7 protein-coding genes and 1 pseudogene are annotated in these 11,709 nt (G+C 57.7%); all 8 read left to right on the top strand.

Features of this window, described 5'->3' with window-relative positions; all coding sequences use genetic code 11:
* The first annotated feature begins 110 nt into the window (after window positions 1–110).
* The 8 genes and pseudogenes from FHR87_RS13560 to FHR87_RS13525 all read left to right on the top strand — a co-directional run bounded on the left by FHR87_RS13560 (window position 111) and on the right by FHR87_RS13525 (window position 11,680).
* Window positions 111–1,013: a LysR family transcriptional regulator gene (locus FHR87_RS13560; protein ID WP_183167264.1), complete on the top strand. Its 903-nt coding sequence runs from the start codon at window positions 111–113 to the stop codon at window positions 1,011–1,013.
* 830 nt (window positions 1,014–1,843) lie between these two features.
* A pseudogene (locus FHR87_RS13555) lies at window positions 1,844–1,984 on the top strand (con-10 family general stress protein); the annotation flags it as partial.
* A 335-nt stretch (window positions 1,985–2,319) separates the two neighbouring features.
* On the top strand, window positions 2,320–2,613 hold the full coding sequence (locus FHR87_RS13550) for a DUF1652 domain-containing protein (RefSeq protein ID WP_183167262.1): 294 nt from the start codon (window positions 2,320–2,322) through the stop codon (window positions 2,611–2,613).
* Window positions 2,614–3,142: 529 nt separating this feature from the next.
* Window positions 3,143–4,690 carry a glycogen synthase GlgA gene (glgA, locus tag FHR87_RS13545; RefSeq protein ID WP_183167261.1) on the top strand — a complete coding sequence of 516 codons (1,548 nt, stop codon included), beginning with the start codon at window positions 3,143–3,145 and terminating at the stop codon, window positions 4,688–4,690.
* Window positions 4,691–4,708: 18 nt separating this feature from the next.
* Window positions 4,709–6,484: a malto-oligosyltrehalose trehalohydrolase gene (gene treZ / locus FHR87_RS13540; protein ID WP_183167323.1), complete on the top strand. Its 1,776-nt coding sequence runs from the start codon at window positions 4,709–4,711 to the stop codon at window positions 6,482–6,484.
* A complete protein-coding gene (gene malQ / locus FHR87_RS13535) occupies window positions 6,474–8,552 on the top strand; it encodes a 4-alpha-glucanotransferase (RefSeq protein WP_183167260.1) in 2,079 nt (692 codons plus the stop codon). The genes treZ and malQ overlap by 11 nt, the downstream gene beginning before the upstream one ends.
* On the top strand, window positions 8,549–11,338 hold the full coding sequence (locus FHR87_RS13530; protein WP_183167259.1) for a malto-oligosyltrehalose synthase: 2,790 nt from the start codon (window positions 8,549–8,551) through the stop codon (window positions 11,336–11,338). The genes malQ and FHR87_RS13530 overlap by 4 nt, the downstream gene beginning before the upstream one ends.
* Before the next feature lie 21 nt (window positions 11,339–11,359).
* Window positions 11,360–11,680 carry a DUF2934 domain-containing protein gene (locus FHR87_RS13525; RefSeq protein ID WP_183167258.1) on the top strand — a complete coding sequence of 107 codons (321 nt, stop codon included), beginning with the start codon at window positions 11,360–11,362 and terminating at the stop codon, window positions 11,678–11,680.
* Window positions 11,681–11,709: the final 29 nt, after the last annotated feature.

Raw genomic sequence — 11,709 nt, 5'->3', positions numbered from 1 at the left:
AAAGTCCCAGCCCGGCATCCAGAAAATTCAGAGGATATAGATGCTCCTACGATTTACAATATGGCAATATCGCAACTACTATTGCCTTATCAGCAATAATGGAGGAGCACTTGGCCCGGCAGCTCTCGACCGAGGCACTTGTCGAGTTCGTCACGGTCGCACGCCACCTGAATTTTGCGCGGGCCGCCGGCGATCTTCGGCTCCACCCGTCTGTTCTCAGCCGGCGGATACGCCGGCTAGAAGATCGGCTTGGCGTCCGCCTGCTCGATCGCGACACGCGCAGCGTCGCGCTCACCGAAGCCGGATCGGCATTGCTGGCCCGCGCCCTGGATGTTCTCGATCGCATCAACGATGCCGAAGCAGAGGTTTCGCGCTTCGCATCGGAGCCGGAAGGGACACTACGGCTGAGCGTACCGAACTTGTTCGGTCAGATCCGGATCGCGCCGCACTTGCCGGAGTTCATGCGCCGCTATCCCAAGCTTCGGCTGGAAATCAGCTTCCAGGACGGTTTTGTGGACCTGATCGTCCATCGTTTCGACGCCGCTGTGCGGATCGGCGCATTGGAAGACGGGAATGATCTGCGCGTTCGACGGCTTGCGGAAAACCGGCGGGTCATTTGTGCGTCTCCTTCCTACCTGGCCCGGTACGGCACTCCGACGCACCCTTCGGATCTGCAACACCATCGGACCTTGCACTTCACCCCGCTTCTGAGCGGCACGAGCTGGCGATTGAAGGGATCGGGGGGCGAGATCGACGTGCATGTCAACCCGATCCTCGCAACCGACAACATCGTCGCGTTGCTTCATGCGGCCCTAGCCGGCGAAGGCATCGCGATCCTGGGCACGTTCATTGCCGAAGCCGATCTGGAAAGCGGCAGGCTCGTTCCGATCCTCGAACCCTATCATCCGGCCGAGAGCGTGGTCTCGATCGTCTATCCGAACGCGCCTCATGTTCCGAGAAAAGTGCACGCAGTGATCGAGTTCTTGTCCCAGCTATTCGCGGGCGATCCCTGAGAGCCTGTTCACGATCTCGCGAGCTAGAGCTAAACGGTGGCGAAAACGGCTGAGAAGCGGACCGGGCTCGCGCGCGAGTTTACAAGTGGTAAATGAGCATTTCGACCGGGCTGGCGATCCAGGCTGGTTCCAATGCCGTTTGGCCGACGCGCAGCAGATCGTGAACAGATTCTGAGAGCGATGCAAGAGCGTCAACGCCGGTTCGAAGGCAACCCACTTCCTGTTTAACAGGGGGGGCGATGGTTGACCACAGACACATGGATGTAAGGCGCTTTGAAGCCCCAGCTTTCAGCGGCGGATTTTTGACAAGAGGTTCAAACTAGGCCAGCGAGTAGTCCACGTCGCGTGTGGCACTCGGGAAAATCTTCCTAACTCAACCAGTTAGGGGTTTTATTCGATTCCCATCACCCGTTTCATTCGGTGCAACTCTTCTCGCGAACGAGAGACGAAAAAAAGCTGCCAATGCCTATGAAGCACTGACAGCCGGAGGATTTCCAAAGAGCGCAATGCAACTCTCGTGATCGCTAATAGAGAGAAGTGCCATCATTCGCGCTGGAGACAGAATAAAAGCCGTGACTCTTTTGAAAAACAGCCTGGCTGGACAAGCATCGTTTCTCGTCTGGAAACAACCAACTTTCTCACCAAGCCAGGCCAATCCGGTCACTCGATAACCTTTCAGCCATTTTCTACAAAATATTCCTAAAAAAGCCAACCGATGGAAGGTCATTCCAGATCCAGAACTTGGCCCATAAACCCGGCCTCTATCGAAGGTGTCCTGGACACAAGCGACCCCCTTCATTGTTTGCAGGAGAACGGAAATGACGACTCGACGCGGTGGTAGCGGCAATTTTGCAGAAGACCCACAACGCGCAGCAGAAGCCGGACGCAAAGGTGGGCAAATGAGTGGTGGAAACTTCAAGAACGATCCGAAGAAAGCAGCGGAAGCCGGACGCAAGGGAGGAGCCAACAGCCGCCGAGGTAATCGCTCTGAATAATCGATGCGCCCGTGAATCCGGAAGCGACGGGCGAGCATGCCGGTCGCTTTCGAAAAAGACATCAATGTGCGGGTTATCCCAGCAGACACTGCAATTCGTGATCGTTATCAACAGGACAGACTGTTTTCGATGTTGTCAGCCCCCCCTCCGCGACAATCATGCCGCTGCCTGCTACTCTGTTCGAACGTAAAGCGCGGATCATAAATTTCCCAATCACGCAAGACCGACTCCAATCAAGGCGAATGCGCCAAACGGGGGGTCTGACACCGAATACCTACACAGTTCATCCACTTCACATGCTGGAGGACATCATGGGCACGCGTCTCACTTCCGCCAAGATCGAAGCCATATTGCGCGACCACCTGCATCCCTACCATTGCGAATGCAGGACAGCAGGCGACAACTCACTCAGTGTACGTCTCTACCGGGAAACCTATGGCCTTGATGAAATGACCGCACTAGGCATCAGTGCTGAACAGTGCCGCGATGCCGCCAACCTGATCCGCTTAGCCCAGGAACTGCGTATCGAACTCGATGCCACACGAAGCTCGTTTGAAACAGACGAGCAATGCAGCGCGATAGAGCAGGAACAGCAGGCGCTCTGATTCAGCCTGCCTAACGGATCCGCCATTCGGAACCAGCTACCCGGTCTGTTGCCTGACAAGTCAGGATAGAGCAGTGAACTACCCTGGCATGGTTGCTATCGGTATCGCCGACAGGCCGATAGGCACACCAGACTTCGAATTCGCCAGGTTTCTGCGGAATCGCCTCGGTGCAACATCGAGTACGGCTATCTCAACCCCGCTTCACTCGTCGGTTCGTGGGGACTTTTTCAAGTGTTCGCATGTCCTTGAGCAACCCGAAAATCTCGTTTCTCCACACCGTTTAACCGGCTGTCAGCAAGTGCAACCGATCCTCTGATTTTAGCCCGTCAAGCTAGAACCTTTCCCTGAGCCTCCGGTCGATTTTCTTAAGGTCGAGGTCATCTTTAGTCGCCCGGCCTATGGGGCTTGAAGCGTAAATAGTCTTTCTTGGTTTTTGTTTTTTGCACTCGCCTAAAACAGCGAGGATGTCTGCTTGGAATCAATCTCGGCACCAGCACCTGACAGCCGAAATGCTAGGGGAATTCTAATAATGAGTAATGTTGCCGAAAGCGCCAAGGCGCTGAACCTGCCTCAACAGTCAGCGAACATAGCCTTCGATACCAAACCACGCCTGCATATCAGCAGTACACAAGAACATAAGAAAAAGATTTTATTCATTACTCCCGAACTGTCTGACCTGATCAAAACAGGAGGGCTCGGCGAATACTCCGGCGCACTGCCTCGTGCACTGAGCGAGCAGCACGATGTGCGAGTACTGATTCCGGGCTATGCCCAGGTCATGAACCAGAACCTGCCGATTCGCACTGTCGGTACCCTGGAGGCTCACGCTGGTATTCCTGCCTGTCGCATCGGTCGCCTGGACTTGCCGGACGGCCTTATCGTTTACGTGCTGATCTGCCCCGAGCTCTACGAACGAGAAGGCACCCCTTATTGCGATACCCATGGCAATGGCTGGTCAGATAACGATATACGCTTCGCCCGCCTGTCCCTGGCCGCTGCCGAGATTGCTGCCGGTAATGCTTGTATCCGCTGGGTGCCTGATCTATTGCATGCCCACGACTGGCCGACCGGTCTCGTACCGGCCTATCTACGTTGGCGCAACATAGCCACACCTTGCATCTTTACCATCCATAACCTTGGTTACCAAGGCACCATTGAGATGAGCCAGCGGCGGCGTCTGGGTATTCCCGAGTCGGCCTGCCATATGGAAGAAATGGAATTCTATGGCCGGCTTTCCACACTCAAGGCCGGAATCGCCTATGCGACCCATGTGACCACAGTCAGCGCCACCTATGCCGAGGAAATCACCACTCCCGAATTCGGCTATGGTCTGGAAGGCTTTTTGCGCAAGAAAGCCGCACAGGGCCTGCTGACAGGTATACGCAATGGCATCGACGATAGCTGGGAGCCGACCATTGATCCGCATCTAGTCAAGGGCTTCGGTGTTCGTAACTGGGCCGGCAAGGCGGCCAACGCTGTGGACGTTCGGCGCCTGTTCGGCCTGGTCAAATCCAGTGGCCCGCTGTTCGCCGTAGTCTCGCGCCTGGTTTACCAGAAGGGGATGGATCTGACCCTGGAAATAGCGGACAACATCATTGCCCGTGGCGGTCAGATTGTGATCATTGGCTCGGGAGAGCCACAGATCGAGGCGCAACTATGCCAACTTGCCGAACGCTACCCTGGACATATCGGCATTCGAATCGGCTTCGACGATACCGTGGCACGTCGCATATACGCTGCCAGCGACTTCTTGTTGATGCCATCGCGTTACGAACCCTGCGGACTCAGCCAGATGTATGCCCAGCGTTTCGCCTCCTTACCGATTGCTCGACGCACAGGAGGCCTGGCCGACACCATCGAAGATGGACTCAGTGGCTTTTTGTTCGACAAACCAGATGCTGCCAGCTACGACCAAGCCATCCAGCGCGCCTTTGGCACTTATCGCCATCCGGAGCTGCTCAACGCCATGCGCAGCCAGGCCATGACTACCGAATTCTTCTGGCATCAATCGGTTAAGCCATACAACCAGCTTTTTCAGCAGCTATTGGGTGCACAAGCAATGCAAGCCACTTTCTGATGAGGACTTTTCATGCGTATGCAGCCCGTCCCGACGACAACGCAACACGGCGCGACACTGCTAAATAGCAAAGAAACCCGCTTCAACCTCTGGGCACCGGATGCACGTATCGTTGCACTTCAACTCGAAGGCGGTGAAACGATACCGATGCAGGTGGATGACAAGGGCTGGTACAGCCTTCGAGCCGCCTGCGGTGCCGGCACCCGTTATAGCTTTCTGATCGACAACGAACTGGTAGTTCCCGATCCTGCGTCACGCGCGCAGGACGGCGATGTACACAGCGCCAGTCTTGTGGTTGATCCTAATTCCTATACGTGGCGCAATACCGACTGGCATGGACGTCCATGGCACGAAACGGTTCTTTACGAGCTGCATGTAGGTGCATATGGTGGCTATCGAGGCATCGAAAGCAGCCTTGGCGACCTGGCAGAGCTCGGGATAACCGCCATCGAGCTGATGCCCTTGGCCGAGTTTCCCGGTGCCTGTAACTGGGGTTATGACGGCGTTTTGCCCTATGCCCCGGATGCCAGCTATGGCTCGCCGGACGCTCTCAAACAGCTGATCGACACTGCCCACGGGCATGGTCTGATGGTATTTCTCGATGTGGTCTACAACCACTTCGGCCCCGATGGCAATTACCTGGGACGTTACGCCAAGCATTTCTTCCGCGAAGACCAACAGACTCCCTGGGGCGGTGCCATTGATTTCCGCCGCCAGGAGGTGCGCGATTTCTTTATCGATAATGCCCTGATGTGGTTGATGGAATACCGCTTCGACGGCCTGCGCCTGGATGCGGTCCATGCCATTACCGACCGCAGCTTCCTGCCCGAGCTTTCCAAACGGGTACGCGCTGCCGTGGAACCAGGCCGCCATGTGCATTTGGTGTTGGAGAACGAGCACAACCAAGCGAGCCTGTTGCAACAGGATTATGTTGCACAGTGGAACGACGATGGTCACAACATTCTGCATGTCTTGATGACAGGCGAATGCCAGGGCTACTACGCCGATTACTGCCAGGACACTACCCAGAAACTGGTGCGTTTCCTCGGTGAAGGATTCATCTACCAGGGCCAGCAAAACCGCCGCGGCGAATCCCGGGGCGAATCGACCAAGGGCCTGCCACCGACTGCCTTCGTGCTATTTCTGCAGAATCACGACCAGATCGGTAACCGTGCATTTGGCGAGCGCCTGATAAGTTTGGCAAAACCGGACACACTGCGTGCCGCCATGGCCTTGCTGCTGCTTTCGCCGATGATCCCCATGCTATTCATGGGTGAGGAATGGGGCTCGCGCAAGCCGTTCTTCTTCTTCACCGATCACCATGGCGAACTGGCCGATGCCGTGCGCGAAGGACGCCGTAACGAATTCGCCGAGTTCAGCGAATTTGCCGATCCCAAGATTCGCCAGCGTATTCCAGATCCGAATGCGGCTTCGACCTTTGAAGCCTCCTGCCCGGATACGACCAGCAAAGACGAACCCCGCCATGGCGAATGGCTGGCCCTGCATCGCCAGTTATTAAGTATCCGACACAACGAAATTGTGCCACGCCTGCCTGGATCCAGCTTTCTCGGTGCCAGTGCCCTGGGTGAAGCCGCTGCCTTGGCCTGCTGGAAACTGGGCGATGGTAGCGTACTGCGCCTCGAACTGAACCTTGGCGATCACGAGGTTTGCATCGGACAGGAGCCCGAGGCGAAATTGCTGTTCGCCAGCAGTGCCGTACAACAGGAACGCCGCCACAACCGACTGCCAGCCCGCACCGCACTCGTTTACCTGGAGGATACAAATGTCCGATGAGCGTCTGCTGCACCTGGCAGAGGCCGCCGGCCTCTCCATCGATTGGGTAGATGCCAACGAACGACCGCAACGGGTGACACCAGACGTGTTGCGCTCCGTACTTGCCGGGCTCGGGCTACCCGCGCAAACGGCTGGCGATATCGATGCCAGTCTGGAAAAACTCAACCTGAACAAGGGTCAGGAAAGCCTTCCACCGCTACTGACTCTGGACCAGGGATCGCGCCTGGCATTATCGGCCTACTTCAAAGCTGGCCAGCCCTTTTCGCTCGAACCGCAAGAGAGTGGCCAGCGCACAGAAGGTCATCTGGATGCTCAGGCTCAGCTGCCGGCCATCGATATACCTGGCTATTACAGGCTTCATATTGACACGCACGAAGTCACCCTGGCGGTAGCGCCGCCTGCCTGTCCGGAAGTGACTGGCAGAAACGGTGCCGCCTGGGGACTAACCGTCCAGTTGTACGGTCTGCGTCGTCCCGACGATGGCGGCCTGGGCGATACCCAGGCGCTGGAAGAGCTGATCCGGCATGCAGCTGCACACGGTGCCGATGCGGTGAGCATCAGCCCGGTACATGCCATGTTCAATGCCTATCCCCAACAATACAGCCCGTATTCGCCGTCCAGCCGTCTGTTTTTCAATATTCTGCATAGCGCACCGGGCAGTATCCTGGGTGAACGGGCACTGCGCCAAGCGATAGAAAGCACGGGGCTGGCAGAAGAACTTGACCGTCTGGAGCAGCTTGAGTTGCTCGACTGGCCCGCAGTGACCAAGGCCCGCCAACACCTGCTGCGCGAGCTGTTCAATGAGTTTCGTACGGGCGGTAACCCGCAACAGCAGGATTTCGATAGTTTCCGCGAAGCGGGTGGGCAGGCCCTGGAGCATCATTGCCGCTTCGAAGCCCTGCATGCCGCCCTGGCAGGACCGCAAGGGCATGCCTGCCACTGGCGCGAATGGCCCGAGCAATATCAAGATCCCCATAGTGCAGCCGTACAAACATTTGCAGCGGAACATACTGAAGAAATCGGTTTTTATGCGTTTTGCCAGTGGCTGATTGCCCGCGGACTGGAGCGCGCCCAGATCACTGCTCGCAGCGCCGGCATGACCATTGGGCTGATCGCCGACCTGGCGGTCGGTGCCGACGGTGGCGGCAGCCAGGCCTGGAGCCGCCAAGCCGAACTGCTGGCGTCTTTGAGCGTCGGCGCACCACCCGATATTCTCAACCAACATGGGCAAAACTGGGGTATTTCCGCCTTCTCGCCGAACGGGCTGCGCGACAATGGTTTTCGCGCCTTCATCGAGATGCTGCGCGCCAATCTTGCGCATGCCGGCGGCATTCGCATCGACCATATCATGGGGCTCAAGCGTCTCTGGGTCATGCCGCAAGGTGCCGATCCGAACCATGGTGCTTATTTGAACTATCCCTTCGAAGACATGCTGCGCCTGCTGAACCTGGAAGCCTGGCGGCACGCCGCGATCATCCTGGGCGAAGACCTCGGCACCATCCCCGATGGCCTGCGTGACAAGCTGGCGGCGCGTAACATCTTCGGCATGCGCGTGATGCTATTCGAAGGCGATTCCGAGGGGCATCTGCCGCCCCCCGACAACTGGTCGCCAGGAGCCCTGGCCACCACAGCGACACATGACATCCCGACCATCGCCGGCTGGTGGCAAGGCTATGACATCGACTGGCGCATCCGCGTCGGCCAGGAACCAGCAGCACAGCGCGAAGAGGCAGTGGCTCGGCGCGAACAGGAACGCATGGCAATCAACACCTCGCTACGCCGTGAACTGCAACAGGACGAAAGCCTGTTGCTCACCCCGGAACAAGCACTGGATGCCAGCGCAACCTTCCTCGGCCGCACTGCCGCTCCACTGGTGCTGTTCCCACTGGAAGATACGCTGGGCTTGATCGAACAAGCCAACATGCCGGGCAATACCGCTCCTCATCCTAACTGGCGGCGCCGCTACCCTGGCGACAGCGCTACTCTGCTCGACGGATTGGTCCCTGCCAAGCGTCTGGCCTTGCTGGCCGACGCCAGGCGCCAGGCCAGCCGGAGAAAACCGCAATGAAGGCCCTGACCTCCACGTTGCGCCTGCAATTTCACCGCGACTTCACGCTGGATGATGCCCTCAGCCTCATCGATTATTTCGCGAGGCTGGGCATCAGCCATATCTATGCATCGCCCCTGCTGACGGCCCGGCCCGGCTCGCTGCATGGCTATGATGTGATCGATCCGACCCATATCAATCCGGAGCTCGGCGGCGAATCGGCCTTGCAGCGTCTGGTCGATGCATTACGCGAACGCGAGATGGGCCTGATCCTTGATATTGTTTCCAACCACATGGCAGTCGGCGGTACCGGCAATGCCTGGTGGCTGGACGTACTGGAATGGGGACGCAACAGCCCTTATGCGCAATTTTTCGATATCGAATGGAATTCACCCGACCCGTTGCTTGATGGATTATTGCTCGTCCCCTTCCTAGGCAACGATTATGGTGACGTATTACAGCAAGGCCAGATCACCCTGCGCCTGGACGCAGACACCGGCAAGCTTTATGCCGAGCACTACGAGCATCATTTCCCGATAACACCGCCAAGCTATGGGGAAATCCTGCGTGCGGCCGACGACGCCCAGCTGAAATCCCTGGCGCAACGCTTCGATGCGTTGAAAACCGCACCAGCGCCCTATTCTGCCGCCCAGGAGCTGCGTGCCGAACTGGCCCGGCTGCTGGAAGATCCGCAAACCCGCCAAGCACTGGAATCCGGCCTGCAATGCTACGACTCCACTACAACCGAAGGTTTCAAGCGCCTGCACAGCCTGCTCGAGCGTCAGCACTATCGCCTGGCCAGTTGGCGCACGGCAGCGGACGACATCAACTGGCGGCGCTTTTTCGATATAAACGAATTGGGCGGGTTGCGTGTCGAGCGCCCGCTGGTGTTCGAAGAAACCCATACGAAAATCTTTGAGCTGATCGGCAAAGGGCTGGTCGATGGTCTGCGCATCGATCATGTTGACGGTCTGGCTAATCCCCGGACTTATTGCCGCCGTCTGCGCCGGCGTGTCGACCGCTTGAACCCTATCCGTCCTGCTTCCACGGTATTGGAACATTTTCCGATCTACGTCGAGAAAATCCTCGGCCAGGGCGAACAGCTACATGGCGATTGGGGAGTGGACGGTACCACCGGCTACGAATTCATGAACCAGGTGTCGTTGCTGCAACACGACCCGGCGGGCGAACCAATACTCCGTTCGCTCTGGAGCGAAGTCACCGGCCGTACTCCGGATTTTCTCGAAGAAGCTCGCCAGGCCCGGCAACTGATCTTGACCGGCCCACTCGCCGGCGACTTCGAAACCGTAGCCCAAGCACTTTTGCAAGTAGCCCGCAGCGATCTGATGACTCGCGACATCACTCTCGGCGCAATTCGGCGGGCCCTGTTGGAGCTGATCGTGCATTTCCCCATCTATCGCACTTACATCGGTACGGCCGGGCGTGCGAAAGAAGATGAACCTTTCCTGCAACAAGCGATAGAAGGTGCACGCAGTACCTTGAGCGAAGCCGATTGGCCGCTGCTCAGTCACTTACAGCGCTGGCTGGGTGGTGAAAACCTGCGCTCAGTGCCCAAGGGTATAGCCCGCAAGGCCCGCCGTTACGCTTGCACACGCTTTCAGCAGCTCACCTCGCCGGCGGCTGCCAAAGCCGTCGAAGACACTGCCTGTTACCGCTCGGCGGTCTTGCTCTCACGCAACGATGTAGGATTCGATCCGCAAGTATTCAGTGCTCCGATCGAGGCCTTTCACAAGGCCTGCCAGGAACGGGCTGAACGCTTTCCGCGCAATCTGCTGACCACTGCAACCCACGACCACAAACGCGGTGAAGATACCCGTGCGCGTCTGGCTGTGATCAGCGAAAGAGCCACCTGGTTCGTGGAAAAGGTCCAGCGCTGGCGTGAGCTGGCGGCAGCATTGCGCCAGGATCAGCCAGAAGGCCCTGCACCCTCCCCAGCCGATGAACTGTTGCTTGTGCAGACACTGCTCGGCAGTTGGCCATTGGAACTTGCCGCAGATGACGCTTCAGGGATGCAGGCTTACTGCGAGCGCACCCTCAAGTGGCAGGAAAAAGCCATCCGCGAAGCCAAATTGCGTACGTCCTGGAGCACCCAGAATACTGCCTACGAAAGTGCCTGCCGCGCTTATACCGAAGGCCTACTCTTGGGCGAGCAAGGCCACACCCTGCGTACCGAAATAGCTGCAGCGGCCGGTACGCTTGCTACCGCCGGTGCGCTCAATGGTCTGGTTCAAACCTTGTTGCGCATGACGACTCCGGGTGTGCCGGATTTGTACCAGGGTGCCGAATTCTGGGATTTCAGCCTGGTCGATCCAGACAATCGCCGCCCCGTGGATTTCGCCGCGCGCCGCCACGCCCTGGCCGAGTCATCCGAGCCACTCGAACTCATCGAACGCTGGCAGGATGGACACATCAAACAATGGTTGATCGCTCGTACGCTGGAGCTTCGCCAAGCCTATCCCCTTTTATTCACCGCAGGCCGTTATCTACCATTGGCTGTAGAGGGTGAGCACCGTGACCAATTGCTGGCTTTTGCTCGCGAACACCGGGGCAACTGGGCGCTGATCGTGGCCCCGAGATTCACCTCATCGCTGCTTGGTGACGGTTCAAGCCTGCAGATACCTGCGGCTCGCTGGAGCGATACACGCATCCATGTACCTGCAGAACTGATCGGTGTTTCGTTGTACTCACTGTTCGCAGATATTTCTCTGGTCATCGAACAGGCCAGCCTTGGCGCTGCACTGGCTCTGAAAAGCCTGCCATTGGCTATTCTTTATAAAAAAGCCTGACTAATCGGGAGAATCAAGATAATGACTGCAACCGAGCAACGCATACGGGAACTGGCCTATCAGATCTGGCAGTCGGAAGGCTGCCCACATGGGGAAGAAGGCCGCCATTGGGAAATGGCTTGCAAACTGGCCCACGCCGAAGAAAACGGTGCCTCAATCAAACCGACCGGACGTACTCGCAAGACAACAACCAAACCGACTGACGCCACGCCGAGCGAATCAAAAGCAACGCGCACACGCAGCGCCGCTGCCAAGGCCGGCCCTTCCGAAACAGGAAGCGAAACAGTACAAACCATTCGTAAGCCACGCACGCCCAGGACAGTACGTAAAGAAGACAAATGAATCCGTCCATGGGCTGACGCAGGACAAAG

Source organism: Azomonas macrocytogenes (genome assembly GCF_014191985.1).
GTDB classification, from domain to species: Bacteria; Pseudomonadota; Gammaproteobacteria; order Pseudomonadales; family Pseudomonadaceae; genus Azomonas; species Azomonas macrocytogenes.
The sequence above is the reverse complement of the archived record's forward strand: the minus strand, read 5'-3'. Positions and strand labels throughout refer to the sequence as shown.